Here is a 19,340-nt window from a genome sequence, read left to right on the forward strand (position 1 = left end):
CCAAAATCACATTTGGCTATAAGGCATAACTAACCCTTACGGCGCGTCTTTTTTCTTCCTCTTGAGCTTCGTCCAGATTTTGGTCTCCTGACGACGCCACAGGCGCTGAATATTATCGTGATGACGCAGCAGGATAAGGCAGGAGAGCATCGACACAGGGAAGGTGAACTGAGGTTTAAACCACCAGACGTAGAACGGGGCGATCAGCGCGCTGACGATGGCGCCCAGCGACGAATAGCCGCTCAGCAGAATGGTCAGTAGCCAGGTCCCGGCCATCACGCCGGTTAGGTCCCAGCCGATAGGCGCAATGGCACCAAAGGCGGTCGCCACGCCTTTGCCACCTTTAAAACCGAAGAATACGGGCCAGATGTGGCCGACACATGCCGCAATAGCAATAAGCCCCAGCCAGAACGGCGTGACGCCCAGCGCATACGCGCCCCAGACGGGCAGCATCCCTTTCAGAACATCAAAAATCAAAACCGCTACGGCTGCTCCCTTGCCACCAATTCGTAGTACGTTGGTCGCCCCCGGATTCCCGGAACCATTTTCACGCGGGTCGGGTAACCCGGCGATGCGGCAGACCAGAATGGCGCTGGAGATTGAGCCGCAAAGATAGGCGAGGAGGATCATTCCAGGCGCGATTGCACTCATAACGCTGTTCCGTTTTGAAAATGTATCTGTATTCTCAGCATCTGTGGATAATACGCATAATTCGCCGGAAGTGGTATCCGGTTTAGCCAAAAAGCAGGCAGGTCGTGATGGATATTGTATTTATAGAGCAACTTTCGGTAATCACCACAATTGGTGTTTACGACTGGGAACAGACCATCGAGCAGAAGCTGGTGTTCGATATCGAAATGGGATGGGATAATCGCAAATCGGCAAAAAGCGATGACGTGAACGACTGTCTCAGCTATGCCGACATCAGTGAAACGGTCATCGCCCACGTTGAAGGGCAGCGTTTTGCGCTGGTCGAACGGGTGGCGGAAGAAGTCGCAGAATTGCTGCTGAAAAAATTCAACTCACCGTGGGTACGCATCAAGCTGAGCAAGCCGGGCGCGGTGGCGCGAGCCGCCAACGTTGGCGTCATCATTGAGCGTGGCACAAATCTGAAAGGCAAGAATTAACGTCATAATTGCTAAACCAATTTAGGTTATACCGGTCTTAAAGCTGTATCTTTCACGGTAGCCGTTGGGGCGACCGTTTTTTTATATCTTTTTAGGGGTTTATAGATGAGCGATATGCACTCGCTGCTGGTGGCGGCAATACTGGGTGTGGTCGAAGGATTGACGGAGTTTTTACCGGTTTCCAGTACCGGCCATATGATTATCGTTGGCCATCTGCTGGGCTTTGAAGGCGATACCGCCAAAACGTTTGAAGTGGTTATCCAGCTGGGTTCGATTCTGGCGGTGGTGGTGATGTTCTGGCGCCGTCTGTTTGGCCTGATCGGTATCTATTTTGGCCGTCCGCCGCAGCACGAAGGGATGAGTAAAGGTCGCCTGTCGCTGATCCATATTTTGCTCGGGATGATCCCGGCGGTGGTGCTGGGTCTGGTTTTCCACGACGCCATCAAATCGCTGTTTAACCCGATTAACGTGATGTACGCGCTGGTGGTGGGCGGCTTCCTGCTGATCGCCGCGGAAGTGCTGAAGCCAAAAACGCCGCGCGCGGAAGGGCTGGACGATATGACGTATCGTCAGGCGTTTATCATTGGCTGCTTCCAGTGTCTGGCGCTGTGGCCGGGCTTCTCGCGTTCAGGCGCAACCATCTCCGGCGGGATGCTGATGGGCGTAAGCCGTTACGCCGCGTCAGAGTTCTCGTTCCTGCTGGCGGTGCCGATGATGATGGGTGCCACCGCGCTTGACCTCTATAAAAGCATCGGTTTCCTCACTACGGGCGACATTCCGATGTTTGCCGTTGGCTTCATCACCGCGTTTATCGTGGCGCTGATTGCCATCAAAACCTTCCTGCAGCTGATTAAGCGTATCTCGTTCATTCCGTTCGCGATCTATCGCTTTATCGTTGCCGCTGCGGTGTACGTGGTCTTCTTCTGACCGATAGCCCTCAGTCTTTTGGCTGAGGGCAGTGTTTTTCCTTCCAGTCAGACACCGCCTGAATTCGCCGTTTCGTGAGTTCTTCGCGAATTTCCGGACCTTTGAATCCCGCCTCGACAACGTCCTTCGTCGGCACCGCTTTCGCTACCTCCCAGGCTTTTCGCAGTAAACGCCCCTGCGGATAGTCGCACGCCTCAAACCCGGTACGCCCGCGCACGTCAGCTTCGCTGGTCAGCGCGATTTGCTCCACGCGCTGCGGTTTACGCCAGGCGTCGATGTTATCGAAAAGCTTAACGATGGTGGCCGGTTTGAGGATGGGGAAGGTGTGGATCAGGTCGTGAAATTCAGCGACCAGTTTCGCCAGATCGCGGATTTCGTTCGGCACGCGCAGACGCTGGCACAGCCCCTCGACCAGCTTCACCCCTGCCGGGCCGTGCCCGTGGTGGCGAGGCCAGAATTCTTTTGGCGTTAGGCCTTTGCCGAGATCGTGGCACAGGGTGGAAAAGCGCACGTCCACGTCAGGGCTGAGCATGGCCGCCATGCTCAGGGTCATCAGCGTGTGCACGCCGGTATCAATTTCCGGGTGCCATTTCGCCGGAGCAGGCACGCCAAACAGCGCGTCTATTTCCGGGAACAGCACCTTCAGCGCGCCGCAGTCGCGAAGGGCCTGGAAAAAGACCTGCGGGTTGCGCGTTGTGAGAGCATTTTCCGTCTCTTTCCAGACGCGCTCTGGCGTCAGGTGTTCAAGCTCGCCCGCCTCGGTCATGGCGGTCATCAGCGCCATGGTTTCATCGGCAATACGGAAGCTGAGATGGGCGTAGCGTGCGGCAAAGCGCGCCACGCGCAGGACGCGGAGCGGATCTTCAGAAAACGCCGGGGAGATGTGACGTAAAAGGCGGTTGCGCAGATCGTCCTGGCCGCCATAAGCGTCAACGATCTGGCCGTTCTCGTCCTGCGCCAGCGCGTTGATGGTGAGATCGCGGCGCAGAAGATCTTCCTCCAGCGTGACGTCCGGCGCGGCATAGCAGGTAAAGCCCGTGTAGCCCGAACCCGATTTCCGCTCGGTACGCGCCAGGGCATACTCTTCACGACTTTTCGGGTGGAGGAAGACGGGAAAATCGCGGCCTACCTGCTGGTAGCCCGCGTCGAGCATCTCTTCCGGGGTGGCGCCAACCACCACCCAGTCTTTATCTTTGACCGGCAGACCTAACAACGCATCACGTACCGCACCACCGACCAGATAACTTTTCACGCCCAACTCTCCCGTTTTCTCTTTTCCAGAATGATACGTAAGTCTGGCAGAGAAGACGAATTAGTTCATCCAGCGGTCTTTACGCTTACGGCTCGGGATCAGGTGCGGCAGAACCAGGCCCAGCACCAGACCGACGCCCAGCACGCCGCCGCCATACATAAACCACTGCATGATGATGGTGCGCTGTTTATCGTCGAGCTGTAGATTGGCGGCATTCACTTTCTTCTGCGCGACAATCAGCTCGTTTTTCAGTTTCTGGTTCTCTTCTTTCAGACCGTTAATCACACCGTCGCTTTGCGCTACTTTCTGCTGCATTTCAGCGGTGCGCTGGTTCCAGGTGCCGTCGATGTTGTTCAGCTTGTCGGTCAGGGTCTTTACCTGGTTTTCCAGATCGGGAACGCGCGTGCGCAGGCTTGGCACGGTGCTGAGCTCTTTCAGCGGGATCCAGGAAGTACGACCGGTACTGTCGCGAACCTGACCGTAATTGGTGTCTGCGTTGGTCTGTAACAGGGTGACTTCCTCGCCGGCATTTACCGTACCCACGAGGCGATAATTATCTCCGGGGCCACTGCGTACCCAGGTGTTCAGTTCGTCAGAAACGTAACGCTTTTCTTCAGCGTGCACTGCGGTTGCGGCGCTAAAAGCGAGTAAAGTAAGTCCAATCAGGCGTAATTTAAGCATCATTAGTCGTTATTTTCATAAATAGTGGAACGATAGTAGTGGCAACAGTGTCTCTACGCAAAGCATTCGTCAGCAATCAGAATCATCTGTGTCACGACTCTACACATTTACGCCCGACAAATTGCTCATTGCATGGCAATTTGGCGCAAAATACTATGTACTGACAAACAAATGGCGAGGAAGTTCGCCCTCATTGACGCGTCTGTGACGCCCGCAAAAGTACAAGGCTATGGCTCAGGAAATCGAATTAAAATTTATCGTCGAAAAAGGCAGCGTTGACGCACTCCGCCAGCATCTGCATACGCTTTCCGGCGAACACCATGCACCGGTACAACTACTTAATATCTATTACGAAACGCCAGACAACTGGCTGCGCCGCCACGATATGGGGCTGCGCATCCGTGGCGCGAGCGGGCGCTACGAGATGACGATGAAAATTGCCGGCCGCGTGGTCGGCGGTTTACATCAGCGCCCGGAATACAATATCGACATCAGTAAGCCAGAACTTGAGCTGGAACGTTTCCCGGCGGAAGTCTGGCCGGAAGGCGAGCTGCCTTCCGCGCTGGCGGAACAGGTACAGCCGCTGTTCAGCACAGATTTCTGGCGCGAGAAATGGCTGGTGACGGAAGGCAACAGCCGCATCGAAATCGCCCTCGATCTGGGTGAGGTGAAGGCAGGGGAATTCCAGGAACCGATTTGCGAACTGGAGCTTGAGCTGCTGGAAGGGGACGCAAATGACGTTCTGAAGCTGGCGCGCAGGCTGGTGAACCATTCCGGATTACGCCAGGGGAGCCTGAGCAAAGCCGCGCGGGGTTACCATCTGGCCGCCGGAAATGCGCCACGCGTGCTGAAAGAGACGACCATTTTGCACGTTGCGCCGAAAGCCAGCGTTGAACAGGGTCTGGAAGCCGCGCTGGAGCTGGCGCTTTCTCAGTGGCAGTACCACGAAGAGCTGTGGGTGCGAAATGTGAAAAACGCGAAATCCCACGTGCTCGCGGCGATTGCCCTGGTGCGCCATACCCTGGCGCTGTTCGGCGGTATCGTTCCTCGCAAAGCGAGCGCTCACTTACGCGATCTGCTGACGCAAACCGAAACGCTGATGCTCTCGGACGTCTCGGCGCAAACGGCGATCTACAGCCCGCAGGCCGCTTCGGCAAAACTGGCGCTGACCGAGTTTCTGGTGACGCGCGGCTGGCGCGCCTTCCTGGATGCGAAAGCCGAGGCCAAAATCGCGGAAAACTTTAAGCGTTTCGCGGACATTCATCTTTCCCGTCATGCCGCTGAACTGAAGAGCACCTTTGCGTATCCGCTCGGCGATAAATATGGCGATCAGCTTCCCCGTCTTTCGCGCAACATCGACAGCATGCTGCTCCTTTCCGGTGCCTACGATGGTCCAAAGGCGCAGGCGTGGCTGGAAAACTGGCAGGGGCTGAAGCATGCCATCGAAACCCGTCAGCATATCGAGATAGAGCATTTCCGTAACGAGGCCATTTCGCAGGATCCGTACTGGCTGCACAGCGGAAAACGTTAACTCTGGCAAGGAACCCCTATAATGCCGCTTTCTTTAGCGTTACAGCAGCAGTGGCAGAACGTTTGCGAACGTCTGCCTGAGTCATTACCGGCGTCATCGTTAAGCGAGCAGGCGAAGAGCGTGCTCGCCTTCAGTGATTTTGTGCAGGAAAGCATCGCAGCCTACCCGGACTGGCTGGCGGAGCTTGAAAACGCACCGCCGCAGGCGGACGAGTGGCGGCACTATGCCGGCTGGCTGCAGGCCGCACTCGAAGACGTAGCGGATGAAGCGACGCTGATGCGCGTCCTGCGCCATTTCCGCCGTCGGGTGATGGTGCGCATTGCCTGGGCTCAGGCGCTGGAGCTGGTGAGCGAAGAGAGCACGCTGCAGCAGTTAAGCGAGCTGGCGCAAACGCTGATTGTCGCCGCGCGCGACTGGCTCTATGCCGCCTGCTGTAAAGAGTGGGGCACGCCGTGCAGCGAGGAAGGGGTTCCTCAGCCGCTGCTGATTCTGGGGATGGGCAAGCTGGGCGGCTGCGAACTGAACTTCTCCTCCGATATCGACCTGATTTTCGCGTGGCCCGAGAACGGCTCCACGCGCGGCGGTCGTCGCGAGCTGGACAACGCCCAGTTCTTTACCCGCCTCGGTCAGCGTCTGATTAAGGCGCTGGATCAGCCGACGCAGGACGGCTTTGTTTACCGCGTGGACATGCGCCTGCGTCCGTTTGGCGACAGTGGACCTCTGGTGCTGAGCTTTGCCGCGCTGGAGGATTACTACCAGGAGCAGGGGCGCGACTGGGAGCGCTATGCGATGGTCAAAGCGCGGATCATGGGCGACAGCGACGACGCTTACGCTAACGAACTGCGCGCCATGCTGCGCCCGTTCGTGTTCCGTCGCTATATCGACTTCAGCGTCATCCAGTCCCTGCGTAATATGAAAGGGATGATCGCCCGTGAGGTTCGCCGTCGCGGGCTTAAGGACAACATCAAGCTCGGCGCGGGCGGTATTCGCGAAATCGAATTTATCGTTCAGGTCTTCCAGCTTATTCGCGGCGGGCGTGAGCCGTCGTTACAGTCCCGCTCGCTATTGCCGACGCTGAGCGCCATCGAGCAGCTTCATCTGCTGCCGGACGGCGACGCGCAAACCCTGCGCGAGGCCTATCTTTTCCTGCGACGTCTGGAAAACCTGCTGCAAAGCATCAACGACGAACAGACCCAGACCCTGCCGGGGGATGACCTTAATCGGGCGCGCCTGGCCTGGGGGATGCGCGTGGATGACTGGTCTACGCTGACCGAACGGCTGGACGCTCACATGGCGGGCGTGCGCCGCATCTTTAACGAGCTGATTGGTGATGACGAAAGTGAATCGCAGGACGATGCGCTTTCCGAGCACTGGCGCGAGCTGTGGCAGGACGCGCTTCAGGAAGATGACACCACGCCGGTACTGACGCATTTAACCGACGACGCCCGCCATCGCGTGGTGGCGCTGATCGCGGATTTCCGTCTCGAACTGAACAAACGGGCAATCGGCCCGCGCGGTCGTCAGGTGCTGGATCACCTGATGCCGCATCTGCTGAGAGAGGTCTGCTCGCGGGCGGACGCGCCGGTGCCGCTGTCGCGCATGATGCCGCTGCTGAGCGGGATTATTACGCGCACCACGTATCTGGAGCTTCTGAGCGAGTTCCCGGGGGCGCTGAAGCATCTGATTACGCTCTGCGCCGCCTCGCCGATGGTGGCCAACAAGCTGGCGCGCTATCCGCTGCTGTTGGATGAACTGCTCGACCCGAATACGCTGTATCAACCCACGGCGACGGATGCCTACCGGGACGAGCTGCGTCAGTATCTGCTGCGCGTGCCGGAAGAAGACGAAGAGCAGCAGCTGGAGGCGCTGCGCCAGTTTAAGCAGGCTCAGATGCTGCGCGTGGCGGCGGCGGACATCGCCGGAACGCTGCCGGTGATGAAAGTGAGCGATCACTTAACCTGGCTCGCGGAGGCGATCATCGACGCGGTAGTGCAGCAGGCGTGGGTGCAGATGGTGGCCCGCTACGGCCAGCCGAAGCACCTTGCTGATCGTGAGGGGCGAGGGTTTGCCGTGGTGGGTTACGGCAAGCTCGGCGGCTGGGAGCTGGGATACAGCTCCGATCTGGATTTAATCTTCCTGCACGACTGCCCGGTTGACGTGATGACCGACGGCGAGCGCGAGATTGACGGTCGCCAGTTCTACCTGCGCCTGGCGCAGCGCATCATGCACCTGTTCAGCACCCGCACCTCGTCGGGCATTTTGTATGAAGTTGATGCGCGCCTGCGTCCGTCCGGCGCGGCGGGCATGCTGGTCACCTCGACGGAGTCCTTCGCTGATTACCAGAAGAATGAAGCCTGGACATGGGAACATCAGGCGCTGGTGCGCGCTCGCGTGGTGTATGGCGATCCTCAGCTCAAAACGCAGTTCGATGCCATCCGTAAGGATGTCATGACCACCCCGCGCGAGGGCAGCACGCTGCAAACGGAAGTGCGCGAAATGCGCGAGAAAATGCGCGCGCATCTGGGTAATAAACATCGCGATCGCTTTGATATCAAAGCCGACGAGGGCGGTATTACCGATATTGAGTTCATTACCCAGTATCTGGTGCTGCTCCACGCCCATGACAAGCCGAAGCTGACCCGCTGGTCGGATAACGTGCGCATTCTGGAACTGCTGGCGCAAAACGACATCATGGACGAGCAGGAGGCACAGGCCTTAACCCGCGCCTACACGACGCTTCGCGATGAGCTTCATCACCTGGCGCTGCAGGAGCAGCCGGGGCACGTGGCGCTGGACTGTTTTGTCGCAGAACGCGCTCAGGTAACGGCCAGCTGGCAGAAGTGGCTGGTGGAACCGTGCGTAACAAATGAAGTGTGATATTATCGCGCGCAAATTGTGAATCTTTCTGGAGTCAGGAATGAAAGTAACACTGCCAGAGTTTGAACGTGCTGGAGTTATGGTTGTTGGGGATGTGATGCTGGATCGCTACTGGTATGGACCGACCAGCCGCATCTCTCCGGAAGCACCGGTACCGGTGGTTAAGGTCGACACCATTGAAGAGCGTCCCGGCGGCGCGGCAAACGTGGCGATGAACATTGCCTCTCTGGGCGCGCAGTCGCGTCTGGTGGGCTTGACCGGCATCGACGATGCGGCGCGCGCGCTGAGCAAGTCGCTGGCGGACGTGAACGTGAAGTGCGACTTCGTTTCTGTTCCGACCCACCCAACGATTACGAAACTGCGCGTGCTGTCGCGCAACCAGCAGCTGATCCGCCTCGACTTTGAAGAAGGATTCGAAGGCGTTGATCCCGAGCCGCTGCACGAGCGTATCAACCAGGCGCTGGGCAATATCGGCGCGCTGGTGCTGTCCGACTACGCCAAAGGCGCGCTGGCGAGCGTGCAGACGATGATTCAGCTGGCGCGTAAAGCCAACGTACCGGTGCTGATCGACCCGAAAGGGACCGATTTTGAGCGCTATCGCGGCGCAACCCTGCTGACGCCAAACCTCTCCGAATTTGAAGCGGTGGCGGGCAAATGCAAAACCGAGGAAGAGCTGGTTGAGCGCGGCATGAAGATCATTGCTGACTTCGAATTATCTGCGCTTCTGGTGACCCGCTCCGAGCAGGGGATGACGCTGCTGCAGCCGGGCAAAGCGCCGCTGCATATGCCAACCCAGGCGCAGGAAGTGTACGACGTGACCGGTGCCGGTGACACGGTGATCGGCGTGCTGGCGGCGACGCTGGCAGCGGGTAATTCTCTGGAAGAGGCGTGCTACTTCGCTAACGCCGCGGCGGGCGTGGTCGTGGGTAAACTCGGGACCTCAACCGTTTCGCCAATCGAGCTGGAAAACGCGGTGCGTGGTCGCGCGGATACTGGTTTTGGCGTCATGACCGAAGACGAGCTGAAGGTAGCCGTCGCCGCCGCGCGTAAGCGTGGTGAAAAAGTGGTGATGACCAACGGCGTGTTCGACATTCTGCACGCTGGCCACGTTTCGTATCTGGCGAATGCGCGCAAGCTGGGCGATCGCCTGATTGTGGCGGTCAACAGCGATGCCTCGACGAAACGCCTGAAGGGTGAAACGCGTCCGGTGAACCCGCTCGAGCAGCGTATGATTGTGCTCGGTGCGCTGGAAGCGGTGGACTGGGTGGTGTCGTTTGAAGAAGATACCCCGCAGCGCCTGATTGCCGGCATTCTGCCGGACCTGCTGGTGAAAGGCGGCGATTATAAGCCGGAGCAAATCGCGGGCAGCGAAGAGGTCTGGGCCAACGGCGGCGAGGTGATGGTGCTCAACTTTGAGGACGGGTGCTCAACCACCAACATCATCAAGAAGATCCAGAAAGACAGTAAGTAAAAAAACGGGCCGTTTGGCCCGTTTTTTTCACCCTCTACCACAGGGAGAGGGATGGGGTGAGGGCATCAGGCCGCACTTACTCCTGGTCATCCACCGGCGGAATGGCCGGTGCCGGCTTCACTTCTTCCGGCGCATTGCGGTTTTCCAGCTCGGTCAGACGCTGTTCCAGCAGCGCCAGCTTCTCGCGGGTGCGCAGCAGAACCTGGGTCTGCACGTCAAACTCTTCGCGACTGACTAAATCAAGGCGAACCAACTGCGCCTGCAGCGTCTGGCGGATTTTCTTTTCTACGTCATCACCAAATTCACGAATGCCTTTTGGCATAGATTCATGAACCTGACGCGCGATCTGCTCAATTTTTTTCGGGTCAATCATTGTCGTTTCCCTTGATGGAAAGGTGTTAGTGTCCATTGTAGCGCGTCATGCCCGGGGTAAACAAAATTGTTTGATGCTTATGCATTGCCCAGGATAATCAATAGCGTTATAGTTATCTCGCTTATTCTCAGGGCGGGGCGAAATTCCCCACCGGCGGTAAATCAGCGTGACGCTGAAAGCCCGCGAGCGCTTTGGGTGAACACTCAAAGGTCAGCAGATCCGGTGTAATTCCGGGGCCGACGGTTAGAGTCCGGATGGGAGAGAGTAACGATCAAGTCGGGCATGGGCCCGCTCACGTTATCTTTTTGCCGCTTATACGGCGCTCCTAAGACTGCCCTGATTCTGGTAACCATAATGTTAATGAGGTTTTTTTACCATGAATCAGACGCTACTTTCCTCTTTTGGCACTTCAACTCAACGTGTTGAACATGCACTGGATGCACTGCGCGAAGGCCGCGGTGTGATGGTGCTTGACGATGAAAACCGTGAAAACGAAGGCGATATGATTTTCGCCGCCGAAAACATGACCGTTGAACAGATGGCGCTGACCATCCGTCACGGCAGCGGCATCGTATGCCTGTGTATTACTGAAGATCGTCGTAAGCAGCTCGAGCTGCCGATGATGGTCGAAAACAACACCAGCGCCTTTGGTACCGGTTTTACCGTGACCATTGAAGCGGCGCATGGCGTGACCACCGGTGTGTCTGCGGCTGACCGTCTGACAACCGTACGTGCCGCCATTGCTGATGATGCGAAGCCATCCGATCTGCATCGTCCAGGCCACGTCTTCCCGCTGCGCGCGCAGGCGGGCGGCGTGTTGACCCGCGGCGGTCACACCGAAGCGACGATCGACCTGGTGACGCTGGCGGGCTTCAAACCTGCCGGTGTGCTGTGTGAACTGACCAACGATGACGGCACCATGGCGCGCGCGCCGGAGTGCATCACCTTTGCCCGTCTGCACAATATGCCGGTGGTAACGATTGAAGATCTGGTCGAGTATCGCCAGGCGCACGAGCGCAAAGCCAGCTGATAATAAAAACGCCGGGATGTCCCGGCGTTTTTTTACCCGATTCCTGCGGTCTGCAGCAGAACCAGACTTAATCCCATCACCGACATTCCGCACAGCACGCCATAGCTGGGGTTGTTGTTAGGATCGATCTCCTTCGCCAGCGGCATCAGTTCATCCACCGAAAGCGCAACCATGATCCCGGCTACCGCTGCCATAATCGCTGCCATCACTACCGGAGAGACCAGGCTACCAAGGATCAGCCAGGCCAGCACGCCGCCAAGGATTTCGGCCATCCCGGAAATACCGGCCCAGAACACCGCGGTGCGTTTCGATCCCGTTGCGGCATACACGGGTCCGGCAACGGCCAGTCCTTCAGGAATATTGTGTAAGGCGACCGCCAACGCGATGCCAAAGCCCATCTCAAGATTGCTGCTGGCCGTCACGTAGGTGGCGACGCCTTCCGGGAAGTTATGCAGGCTGATGCCAAGCGTTAACAGCACGGCGGTACGCTTGATATTGCGCGGCATGGGCGTCACGTTTTTTTGCATTAAATCCTGCGGATGGGCGTGCGGCAGCATTCGATCGAGGGCAAAGTATCCCAGCAGGCCAAAGACAAACATGCCGTAGCCCAGCAGCGGAGACATGCCTTCCGTGCCCAGCGCGGCAGGGAGCATTTCCATCAGGGAGATGAGCAACATGATCCCGGCAGCAAAGCCCAGTGAGAAGGCCAGCACGCGGTTAGAGGGCTTTTGGCCGAGCACGCCGAGAAGTGCACCGATGAAGGTCGCGGCGCCCGCCAGTATGGTCAGGATCAGAGGGACTGACATGCATTGCTCCTTATGATAATGATTCTCATTAATATAAATGATTCATTTCTGGCAAAGCGAGGGGGAAAACCCGGCTTTACACATTCCTTACATTCAAATTTCCTGATGATGATCTTCACGCTTATCTGCGTTCATCTTTGCCGGATTGCGCGTAATGTATCACCATTAAATTGACACCTTTCGTAAGGATATCACCATGACTTCTTCACGTATGCCAGCCCTGTTTGTAGGCCACGGTAGCCCTATGAACGTTCTGGAAGACAACGTCTATACCCGCGCCTGGCGTCATCTGGGCGAGACGCTACCGCGTCCGAAAGCGATCGTGGTGGTATCTGCGCACTGGTTTACCCGTGGGACGGGCGTGACCGCCATGGAAGCGCCAAAAACCATTCATGATTTTGGCGGCTTCCCGCAGGCGCTTTACGACACGCATTATCCGGCCCCCGGCTCGCCCGAGCTGGCACAAAGGCTGGTGGATTTGCTGGCGCCTGTCCCTGTGACGCTGGATAAAGAGGCCTGGGGCTTTGACCACGGCTCCTGGGGCGTGCTTATTAAAATGTATCCTGATGCGGATATTCCGATGGTGCAGTTGAGCATCGACAGCACCAAACCGGCCGCCTGGCATCTGGAGATGGGCCGCAAGCTGGCGACCCTGCGTGATGAAGGCATCATGCTGGTGGCGAGCGGCAACGTGGTCCATAACCTGCGTACCGCACGCTGGCACGGTGAGAATACGCCCTACCCGTGGGCGACCGCCTTTAACGACTATGTTAAAGCGAACCTGACCTGGCAGGGGCCGGCTGAGGCGCATCCGCTGGTGAACTATCTGGATCATGAGGGCGGTTCGCTTTCTAACCCGACCCCGGAGCACTTCCTGCCGCTGCTGTACGTACTTGGCGCGTGGGATGGTCAGGAGCCGGTTACGATCCCGGTCGACGGTATTGAGATGGGCAGTTTGGGTATGCTATCGGTGCAGGTGGGATAATAAAAGCAAAACGGCAACGTCAGGTTGCCGTTTTTAGTCTTTCCACCCTCTCCCTGTAGGAGAGGGCATCAGGCCGCAGTCTTACTCCACGAAAATGTGCGGATAGAACCGCGACAGATCCTGCGTGATCAGCGCGCGATCTTCGCGAATGCCAATTCCGGCAGGTTGATCGTTGATGAGCCAGCTGCCAATCAGCGTATAGCTGTCGCCAAATTTTGGAAGTTGATAGAACTCCTGGACGATCATCCCTTCTTCGCCGTACGGGCCTTCAACCGCTTCCAGCGTCTTGCCGTTTTCGATAATCGACACGTTCGCGCCTTCGCGGGAGAAGATCGGCTTAACGACGTACTTCTCCATTTGCGGGTAATCATCTTCTGCAAAGTACGCCGGCAGCAGGTTCGGATGATTCGGGAACATATCCCAGAGCATCGGCAGCAGGGCTTTGTTGGAGATAATGCTCTTCCATGCCGGCTCAAGCCAGCGCACGCCAGCATCTTCCAGCTTGGTGGAGAACATCTCGCGCAGCATGTATTCCCACGGGTAGAGCTTGAACAGGTTGCTGATCACCTGGTCCTGCATGTCCGTGAACTGACCTTTTTCACCCAGGCCAATATCCTCAATATAGAGGAACTCGGTCGCCACCTCCGCTTCAGCGGCGCAATCCTGCAGATACTGAACCGTGCCACGGTCTTCTTCCGTGTCGCGGCAGCAGGCGAGATGCAGCAGGTTGAAGCCAAACTGCTCGCGCAGCTCGGCGAAGCGCTCGATCAGCTTTTCCTGCAGGCTGTTGAACTGGTCGCTGCCTTCCGGCAGGTTTCCGGCATTGGCCTGGTCTTCCAGCCAAATCCACTGAAAGAACGCCGCTTCGTACAGGGACGTTGGGGTATCGGCGTTGTTTTCCAGCAGCTTCGGTTCACCTTTGCCGTCCCACGCCAGATCCAGGCGAGAGTAAAGCGAAGGCTGATTCGTTTTCCACGACTGGCGGACAAAGCTCCAGTTGTGCTTTGGAATGCGGAACTTTGCCATCAGCTCGTCGCTGTCGATGACTTTTTCAACCACCTTCAGGCACATCTGATGCAGCTCGGCCGTTACCTCTTCCAGCTTCTCAACCTGGGCCAGCGTGAGCTTGTAATAGGCGTCTTCACACCAGTACGGCTCGCCGTACATGGTGTGGAAGTTAAAACCGTACTCGGTGGCTTTTTCGCGCCAGTCCGGGCGCTCGGTGATACTGACTCGTTCCATGATCAGCCGCCCATAGAGCGAGTAGATGAGGTGCCTGTCGCGCTGCGCTGCATGCTGGTCTGCTTCGCCACAGACTCACCGAACCCGCCACGGGTGATGGTGCTGGTGGTCGCAGGCTTCGGCGCCATCGCCGTTTTCGGTACGGTCATGGTGCGGCCAGGGGTCGCTGCGCCGTAGCCTTTGCCGCTCGCATCGGTATATTGACCGTAAGCCGGGCTGGCCGGGTTTTTCGAGCTAAACAGCGGCTGCTGCTGGTAGCCTGCACCACCGCCCATAAGGCGGCCCATCATGTAGCCTGCCATCAGTGGCATCCAGAAGCTGCCGCTGGACTGCGCCTGCGCCTGATTTTCAGGTGCGGTGCTTGCCTGAGCCGGTGCCTGCTGGCACTGACCTTCACCAAACTCCGCCACGCAGTCTTCGCGTGAGGCATATTTCGGCGCGGTACGTTCCGCTTCTTTCAGCGCGCTGGTGTAAGCCGTTTTACATTCGGCGGCTTTGCCGGTTGCGGCAGAGCAGTCGTCCGCGTTTTGATACAGCGAAACCGTTTCGTCATTTTTCTCACAGCCTGCCAGCATAAAGACAGCCGTGACCGCCAGCGCAACAGGGGTGAGGTGACGTGCGTTCCAGCTCTTGCGGAACGACGCGTGATTGATCGTTTTTGTCCGTTTCATCTTTGTCTTCCAGGACCCAGTGGTAATAACGCTCAGGATAGAGTATGAGTGGTTGAAAATGAAGCGAAGAGGGGCGGAATCAGGGGGATCTTTACGTTGGCTTACGTTCGGATGTGATTCAGATGCGCCCTCTCCCTGTGGAAGAGGGCTGGAGTGAAGGCATCAGGCCGCAGTGGGCCTGATGACACTCTTAGTTACGGAACGGATTATTGCTCTTGCTGGCAGGCGCTGTGGTTCGCGCGGCAGCAGGCTGTGCAGCAGGGGTAGTGCCGTTAGCGTTGAAGTTATCAACCGCGGCAACCTGCTCCGGGTTCTCCGGTGCAACGCTGTCCGGAGAGGTGGAGACTGGTTTGCCCAACGCGCTGTTCAGCATCTGCAGGTCTTGCTCGTTCAGCGTACCCAGAGCCTGTTTGATGTTCAGCTGGTTAATCAGGTACTGGTAACGCGCGCTGGAGAGCTGCTGTTTCGCGTTGTACAGCGTGGTGGTCGCATCGAGCACGTCCACAATAGTACGTGTACCGACCGAGTAACCTGCTTCCATCGCGTCCAGGGAGCTCTGTGCAGACACAACGGCCTGTTTATAGGCGTTGATGCTGCTGATTGAGGCGTTCACGTTGTTGAAGGAGGAACGCACGGTCTGCACCACGTTGCGGTGGGCGCTTTCCAGCTGCTCGCTCGCGCCAACAAAGTTGTACTGCGCCTGTTTCACCTGGGAGTTGACCTGACCGCCCTGATACAGCGGCAGGGAGAAGCTCAGGCCCACCTTGTTCTGGCCCATATTGCTGTCGTCATACTGGGACGTATTGGTTTTAGAGCCGCTGTAGGTTGTATCAGAGACACCGGTAGACGCGCTCAGGCTCAGGGTTGGCAGATGGCCGTCCTGCGCCTGACGAATTTGCTCGCGGGCCAGGTCCTGGCTCAAACGCGCCTGCAGCAGCGTCAGGTTGCGGTTTTCCGCCTCTTTCAGCAGGGCGTTAACGGCCTGCGGCTTATCCGTTTTGAAGCTGTCGACGTTCAGGGAGGCCAGCTCAGGATAGTAATTGCCGGTGACCTGACGCAGGGATTCCAGCGCGTTGTCGAGGTTGTTACGCGCGGTCACTTCGTTAGCCAGCACGGTGTCGTACTGTGAACGGGCGTTCTGCACGTCGGTGATCGCGACTAGGCCCACGTTGAAGCGCTGGGTGGTTTGATCTAACTGACGGTAAATGGCCTGTTTCTGCGCTTCGGTGTAGGAGAGTGCGTCAATCGCGCTCAGCACGTTGAAGTACGCCGTGGCAGTATTCAGGATCAGCGTCTGCTGGTCGGTCTGATAGGTCACATCCTGGATGCCTGCGCTCTTTTCCTGCAGGGTCAGGGCACGCCATTTGGACATATCAAACAGCGTCTGTGTTAATTGCAGTGAGGCGCTGGTAGCATTGGAGTTTACGCCGTTAGCGTCGCGGAAACCGTTGCTGTAGGTATAATCTGCACCTAAACCTAACTGTGGCAGCAAGGGGCTACGAGCTTCGTTAATCTTTTCAAACGCAGCATCACGATCGGCCGCTGATTTACGTAAATCAGGGTTGCCCAGACGTGCCTGCTGGTAGACCTGTAACAGGTTTTCCGCCTGGCTCATTGCACTGAAGCCCGTCAGGCTCAGGCCGATAAGGATGGGGAGCAATTTCTTCATTTGCATTCCTTGTTGTGAAGCAGTATTAGCGCTGATCTAATTAAAAAATAATTGCCGATTCTAACAGAATCATCCACACCAAAAGGTTGGCGTTACGTGCCATCTGGCGGTAATTTGCACCAATCTACCATATAGCCTTACAAACGGCAGCCAAACAGCCTTGAAATTCACAATTTCATCACCATTGCTACCAGGACTCGACTCATGCAAAAACCAGAAAAGTTGCCCGTGACATTCGCCAAAAACGATGTAGAAATTATTGCACGAGAAACGCTTTATAGCGGTTTTTTTTCAATGGATCTTTACCGTTTCAGGCATCGTCTGTTTAACGGGGAAATGAGCGGCGAAATCAGACGCGAAATTTTTGAGCGCGGGCATGCGGCAGTCTTGCTACCCTTTGACCCAGTGCGTGACGAAGTTGTGCTGGTGGAGCAGATCCGCATCGCCGCTTATGACGTCAGTGAGAGCCCGTGGCTGCTGGAAATGGTGGCCGGGATGATCGAAGAGGGTGAGACGGTTGAAGACGTCGCCCGACGCGAGGCGCTGGAAGAGGCCGGGCTGGTGGTGGGCCGCACAAAACCGGTGCTGAGCTATCTGGCAAGCCCGGGAGGTACCAGCGAGCGCTTGTCCATTATGGTGGGAGAAGTGGACGCCACGACGGCGGAAGGGATCCACGGTCTGGCAGATGAAAACGAAGATATTCGGGTTCATGTGGTGAGCCGGGAACAGGCTTATCAGTGGGTAGAAGAGGGGAAAATCGACAACGCAGCGTCTGTCATCGCCCTGCAATGGCTGCAGCTGCATTATCAGACATTACGAAACGAGTGGAAAAAATGAAGCGCTATACGCCTGACTTCCCAGAAATGATGCGCCTGTGCGAAACCAATTTCGCACAATTGCGCCGCCTGCTGCCGAAAAACGACGCACCCGGCGAAACGGTAAGCTATCAGGTGAGCAACGCGCAGTATCGTTTAACGATAACAGAATCAACGCGCTACACTACGCTGGTGGAAATTGAGCAAACGGCACCCAGCATTAGCTACTGGAGCCTGCCGTCAATGACGGTACGCCTCTATCACGACGCGATGGTCGCTGAAGTGTGTTCAAGCCAGCAGATCTTTCGCTTCAAGGCGCGGTATGATTACCCGAATAAAAAGTTGCATCAACGCGACGAAAAGCATCAAATTAACCAGTTTTTAGCCGACTGGCTAAGATATTGTTTAGCACATGGAGCAATGGCGATTCCGGTTTGTTAGCGTCATAAACCTACCTAAGGACACCATTTGGAAAGCCTGTTGAACCTGACTGTTGCTGGTGGGGCGCCAGTCAGGATATTACAAATCACCGATACCCACCTTTTTGCCGAAAAGCATGAAACGCTGCTGGGGGTGAATACCTGGGAGAGTTATCAGGCGGTACTTAGCGCGATTCACGCCGAAAACCGTGCATGCGATCTGATTGTCGCAACGGGCGATCTGGCGCAGGACCAATCTTCCGCGGCCTACCAGCATTTTGCTGAAGGCATCGCGAGCTTTAGCGTGCCTTGCGTCTGGCTGCCAGGAAATCATGACTTCCAGCCCGCTATGTACAGTTCTCTCCAGGATGCGGGTATTTCTCCGGCGAAATGTGTTTTTGCGGGTGACCAGTGGCAGATCCTGCTGCTGGACAGCCAGGTGTTTGGCGTCCCGCACGGTGAGTTAAGCGAGTTTCAGCTCGACTGGCTGGAGACCAAACTGGCTGCTGAACCTGAACGTCACACGCTGCTGTTGCTTCATCATCACCCTCTGCCGGCGGGCTGTAGCTGGCTCGATCAGCACAGTCTGCGCAACTCCGCAGCGTTGGATCGCGTGCTGGCGAAGTTCCCGCGAGTGAAAAACCTGCTGTGTGGACATATTCACCAGGAACAGGATCTCGACTGGAACGGGCGCCGCATGCTGGCGACGCCGTCGACCTGCGTTCAGTTTAAGCCGCACTGCGCCAACTTTACGCTGGATACCATTGCGCCAGGCTGGCGCTGGCTGGAACTGCATGCCGACGGCACGCTGACCACGGAAGTCTGCCGTTTGACCGGTGCAAAATTCCGCCCGGATACCGCTTCAGAAGGCTATTGATGTCTACGCTCCTTTATCTGCACGGATTCAACAGCTCGCCGCGCTCCGCAAAAGCGACACTGTTTCGCCAGTGGCTGAGCGAGCATCACCCCGACGTTGAGATGATTATCCCGCAGCTGCCGCCTTACCCGGCAGAGGCCGCGGAGATGCTGGAATCCATTGTGCTTGCGCACGGCGGCGAAACCTTCGGTGTGGTCGGTTCCTCGCTGGGCGGGTATTACGCCACCTGGCTCTCACAATGCTTCATGCTACCTGCCGTTGTGGTTAATCCGGCGGTTCGGCCATTTGAGCTGCTGAGGGACTTTCTTGGCGAAAACGAGAACCCCTACACCGGGCAGCAATATGTGCTAGAGTCACGCCATATTTACGATCTCAAAGTTATGCAGGTCGACCCGCTTGAGGCGCCGGATCTCATCTGGCTGTTGCAGCAGACGGGTGATGAAGTGCTGGATTACCGCCAGGCAGTGGCGTATTACGCCTCCTGCCGCCAGACTATAGAAGAGGGCGGAAACCATGCTTTCACGGGCTTTGAGAATCATTTCACCCAGATTGTCGATTTTCTTGGACTGCACAGCCACTGACAATCA

General features: G+C 57.0%; 19 protein-coding genes and 1 riboswitch. Of the genes, 11 read left to right on the forward strand and 8 right to left on the reverse strand.

Features of this window, described 5'->3' with window-relative positions; genetic code table 11:
* Nucleotides 1-36: 36 nt before the first annotated feature.
* Entirely contained in the window at nucleotides 37-651 is a 615-nt protein-coding gene (gene plsY, locus USH94_RS02535) for a glycerol-3-phosphate 1-O-acyltransferase PlsY (protein WP_111963295.1), read from the reverse strand.
* A 107-nt stretch (nucleotides 652-758) separates the two neighbouring features.
* On the opposite strand from plsY, the gene folB reads away from it, so the two are divergent.
* The gene (folB, locus tag USH94_RS02540) at nucleotides 759-1,127 is read left to right on the forward strand and encodes a bifunctional dihydroneopterin aldolase/7,8-dihydroneopterin epimerase (RefSeq protein WP_023333447.1); all 369 of its coding nucleotides are present in this window, start codon (nucleotides 759-761) and stop codon (nucleotides 1,125-1,127) included.
* A 105-nt stretch (nucleotides 1,128-1,232) separates the two neighbouring features.
* On the forward strand, nucleotides 1,233-2,054 hold the full coding sequence (gene bacA / locus USH94_RS02545; protein ID WP_111963294.1) for an undecaprenyl-diphosphate phosphatase: 822 nt from the start codon (nucleotides 1,233-1,235) through the stop codon (nucleotides 2,052-2,054).
* Between the two features lie 10 nt (nucleotides 2,055-2,064).
* Here bacA and USH94_RS02550 read toward each other — a convergent pair whose 3' ends face one another.
* Both USH94_RS02550 and USH94_RS02555 read right to left on the reverse strand, forming a co-directional pair.
* Nucleotides 2,065-3,306, reverse strand: a complete 1,242-nt coding sequence (locus USH94_RS02550) for a multifunctional CCA addition/repair protein (protein WP_111963346.1) — start codon at nucleotides 3,304-3,306, stop codon at nucleotides 2,065-2,067.
* A 60-nt stretch (nucleotides 3,307-3,366) separates the two neighbouring features.
* Nucleotides 3,367-3,987: a TIGR04211 family SH3 domain-containing protein gene (locus USH94_RS02555; protein ID WP_024906484.1), complete on the reverse strand. Its 621-nt coding sequence runs from the start codon at nucleotides 3,985-3,987 to the stop codon at nucleotides 3,367-3,369.
* A gap of 229 nt (nucleotides 3,988-4,216) precedes the next feature.
* On the opposite strand from USH94_RS02555, the gene USH94_RS02560 reads away from it, so the two are divergent.
* Genes USH94_RS02560 through hldE form a run of 3 tightly spaced genes read left to right on the forward strand, consistent with a single transcriptional unit; the run spans nucleotide 4,217 to nucleotide 9,866 of the window.
* A complete protein-coding gene (locus USH94_RS02560; RefSeq protein ID WP_111963293.1) occupies nucleotides 4,217-5,518 on the forward strand; it encodes an inorganic triphosphatase in 1,302 nt (433 codons plus the stop codon).
* Nucleotides 5,519-5,539: 21 nt separating this feature from the next.
* Entirely contained in the window at nucleotides 5,540-8,395 is a 2,856-nt protein-coding gene (gene glnE, locus USH94_RS02565) for a bifunctional [glutamate--ammonia ligase]-adenylyl-L-tyrosine phosphorylase/[glutamate--ammonia-ligase] adenylyltransferase (protein WP_111963292.1), read from the forward strand.
* A gap of 40 nt (nucleotides 8,396-8,435) precedes the next feature.
* The gene (gene hldE / locus USH94_RS02570; protein ID WP_111963291.1) at nucleotides 8,436-9,866 is read left to right on the forward strand and encodes a bifunctional D-glycero-beta-D-manno-heptose-7-phosphate kinase/D-glycero-beta-D-manno-heptose 1-phosphate adenylyltransferase HldE; all 1,431 of its coding nucleotides are present in this window, start codon (nucleotides 8,436-8,438) and stop codon (nucleotides 9,864-9,866) included.
* Nucleotides 9,867-9,942: 76 nt separating this feature from the next.
* Here hldE and ubiK read toward each other — a convergent pair whose 3' ends face one another.
* Nucleotides 9,943-10,239, reverse strand: a complete 297-nt coding sequence (gene ubiK / locus USH94_RS02575; protein ID WP_014071796.1) for a ubiquinone biosynthesis accessory factor UbiK — start codon at nucleotides 10,237-10,239, stop codon at nucleotides 9,943-9,945.
* 119 nt (nucleotides 10,240-10,358) lie between these two features.
* A riboswitch (FMN riboswitch) is annotated at nucleotides 10,359-10,509 on the forward strand.
* Between the two features lie 106 nt (nucleotides 10,510-10,615).
* On the opposite strand from ubiK, the gene ribB reads away from it, so the two are divergent.
* A complete protein-coding gene (gene ribB, locus USH94_RS02580; protein ID WP_028017147.1) occupies nucleotides 10,616-11,269 on the forward strand; it encodes a 3,4-dihydroxy-2-butanone-4-phosphate synthase in 654 nt (217 codons plus the stop codon).
* Nucleotides 11,270-11,301: 32 nt separating this feature from the next.
* On the opposite strand, the gene zupT is transcribed toward ribB, so the two are convergent.
* Nucleotides 11,302-12,075: a zinc transporter ZupT gene (gene zupT / locus USH94_RS02585; RefSeq protein ID WP_033146665.1), complete on the reverse strand. Its 774-nt coding sequence runs from the start codon at nucleotides 12,073-12,075 to the stop codon at nucleotides 11,302-11,304.
* A gap of 196 nt (nucleotides 12,076-12,271) precedes the next feature.
* Here zupT and ygiD point away from each other — a divergent pair, with 196 nt between their 5' ends.
* Nucleotides 12,272-13,060, forward strand: a complete 789-nt coding sequence (gene ygiD, locus USH94_RS02590; RefSeq protein WP_111963290.1) for a 4,5-DOPA dioxygenase extradiol — start codon at nucleotides 12,272-12,274, stop codon at nucleotides 13,058-13,060.
* An 81-nt stretch (nucleotides 13,061-13,141) separates the two neighbouring features.
* Here ygiD and USH94_RS02595 read toward each other — a convergent pair whose 3' ends face one another.
* The 3 genes from USH94_RS02595 to tolC all read right to left on the reverse strand — a co-directional run bounded on the left by USH94_RS02595 (nucleotide 13,142) and on the right by tolC (nucleotide 16,642).
* Nucleotides 13,142-14,302, reverse strand: coding sequence for a glutathionylspermidine synthase family protein (locus USH94_RS02595; protein WP_111963289.1), 1,161 nt, complete (start codon nucleotides 14,300-14,302; stop codon nucleotides 13,142-13,144).
* A gap of 2 nt (nucleotides 14,303-14,304) precedes the next feature.
* Nucleotides 14,305-14,973: a DUF1190 family protein gene (locus USH94_RS02600; RefSeq protein ID WP_111963288.1), complete on the reverse strand. Its 669-nt coding sequence runs from the start codon at nucleotides 14,971-14,973 to the stop codon at nucleotides 14,305-14,307.
* Between the two features lie 190 nt (nucleotides 14,974-15,163).
* Nucleotides 15,164-16,642 (reverse strand): outer membrane channel protein TolC, encoded by a 1,479-nt coding sequence (gene tolC, locus USH94_RS02605; protein ID WP_111963287.1) that lies wholly within the window; start codon nucleotides 16,640-16,642, stop codon nucleotides 15,164-15,166.
* Between the two features lie 204 nt (nucleotides 16,643-16,846).
* Here tolC and nudF point away from each other — a divergent pair, with 204 nt between their 5' ends.
* Genes nudF through yqiA form a run of 4 tightly spaced genes read left to right on the forward strand, consistent with a single transcriptional unit; the run spans nucleotide 16,847 to nucleotide 19,334 of the window.
* A complete protein-coding gene (gene nudF / locus USH94_RS02610; protein ID WP_008502974.1) occupies nucleotides 16,847-17,479 on the forward strand; it encodes an ADP-ribose diphosphatase in 633 nt (210 codons plus the stop codon).
* The gene (locus USH94_RS02615; RefSeq protein ID WP_014833293.1) at nucleotides 17,476-17,898 is read left to right on the forward strand and encodes a DUF1249 family protein; all 423 of its coding nucleotides are present in this window, start codon (nucleotides 17,476-17,478) and stop codon (nucleotides 17,896-17,898) included. The genes nudF and USH94_RS02615 overlap by 4 nt, the downstream gene beginning before the upstream one ends.
* A gap of 27 nt (nucleotides 17,899-17,925) precedes the next feature.
* Nucleotides 17,926-18,753: a 3',5'-cyclic-AMP phosphodiesterase gene (gene cpdA / locus USH94_RS02620; protein ID WP_111963286.1), complete on the forward strand. Its 828-nt coding sequence runs from the start codon at nucleotides 17,926-17,928 to the stop codon at nucleotides 18,751-18,753.
* Nucleotides 18,753-19,334 (forward strand): esterase YqiA, encoded by a 582-nt coding sequence (gene yqiA, locus USH94_RS02625; protein WP_047173609.1) that lies wholly within the window; start codon nucleotides 18,753-18,755, stop codon nucleotides 19,332-19,334. The genes cpdA and yqiA overlap by 1 nt, the downstream gene beginning before the upstream one ends.
* The last annotated feature ends 6 nt before the right edge of the window (nucleotides 19,335-19,340 follow it).

This window comes from Enterobacter sp. 148H3, from assembly GCF_034107425.1.
Taxonomy (GTDB): domain Bacteria; phylum Pseudomonadota; class Gammaproteobacteria; order Enterobacterales; family Enterobacteriaceae; genus Enterobacter; species Enterobacter vonholyi.

What these genes read in the sequence shown, in the direction of transcription:
- plsY (WP_111963295.1), bottom strand. Translation starts at nt 651, where the DNA reads ATGAGTGCAATCGCGCCTGGAATGATCCTCCTCGCCTATCTTTGCGGC.
- folB (WP_023333447.1), top strand. Translation starts at nt 759, where the DNA reads ATGGATATTGTATTTATAGAGCAACTTTCGGTAATCACCACAATTGGT.
- bacA (WP_111963294.1), top strand. Translation starts at nt 1,233, where the DNA reads ATGAGCGATATGCACTCGCTGCTGGTGGCGGCAATACTGGGTGTGGTC.
- USH94_RS02555 (WP_024906484.1), bottom strand. Translation starts at nt 3,987, where the DNA reads ATGCTTAAATTACGCCTGATTGGACTTACTTTACTCGCTTTTAGCGCC.
- USH94_RS02560 (WP_111963293.1), top strand. Translation starts at nt 4,217, where the DNA reads ATGGCTCAGGAAATCGAATTAAAATTTATCGTCGAAAAAGGCAGCGTT.
- glnE (WP_111963292.1), top strand. Translation starts at nt 5,540, where the DNA reads ATGCCGCTTTCTTTAGCGTTACAGCAGCAGTGGCAGAACGTTTGCGAA.
- hldE (WP_111963291.1), top strand. Translation starts at nt 8,436, where the DNA reads ATGAAAGTAACACTGCCAGAGTTTGAACGTGCTGGAGTTATGGTTGTT.
- ubiK (WP_014071796.1), bottom strand. Translation starts at nt 10,239, where the DNA reads ATGATTGACCCGAAAAAAATTGAGCAGATCGCGCGTCAGGTTCATGAA.
- ribB (WP_028017147.1), top strand. Translation starts at nt 10,616, where the DNA reads ATGAATCAGACGCTACTTTCCTCTTTTGGCACTTCAACTCAACGTGTT.
- zupT (WP_033146665.1), bottom strand. Translation starts at nt 12,075, where the DNA reads ATGTCAGTCCCTCTGATCCTGACCATACTGGCGGGCGCCGCGACCTTC.
- ygiD (WP_111963290.1), top strand. Translation starts at nt 12,272, where the DNA reads ATGACTTCTTCACGTATGCCAGCCCTGTTTGTAGGCCACGGTAGCCCT.
- USH94_RS02595 (WP_111963289.1), bottom strand. Translation starts at nt 14,302, where the DNA reads ATGGAACGAGTCAGTATCACCGAGCGCCCGGACTGGCGCGAAAAAGCC.
- USH94_RS02600 (WP_111963288.1), bottom strand. Translation starts at nt 14,973, where the DNA reads ATGAAACGGACAAAAACGATCAATCACGCGTCGTTCCGCAAGAGCTGG.
- tolC (WP_111963287.1), bottom strand. Translation starts at nt 16,642, where the DNA reads ATGAAGAAATTGCTCCCCATCCTTATCGGCCTGAGCCTGACGGGCTTC.
- nudF (WP_008502974.1), top strand. Translation starts at nt 16,847, where the DNA reads ATGCAAAAACCAGAAAAGTTGCCCGTGACATTCGCCAAAAACGATGTA.
- USH94_RS02615 (WP_014833293.1), top strand. Translation starts at nt 17,476, where the DNA reads ATGAAGCGCTATACGCCTGACTTCCCAGAAATGATGCGCCTGTGCGAA.
- yqiA (WP_047173609.1), top strand. Translation starts at nt 18,753, where the DNA reads ATGTCTACGCTCCTTTATCTGCACGGATTCAACAGCTCGCCGCGCTCC.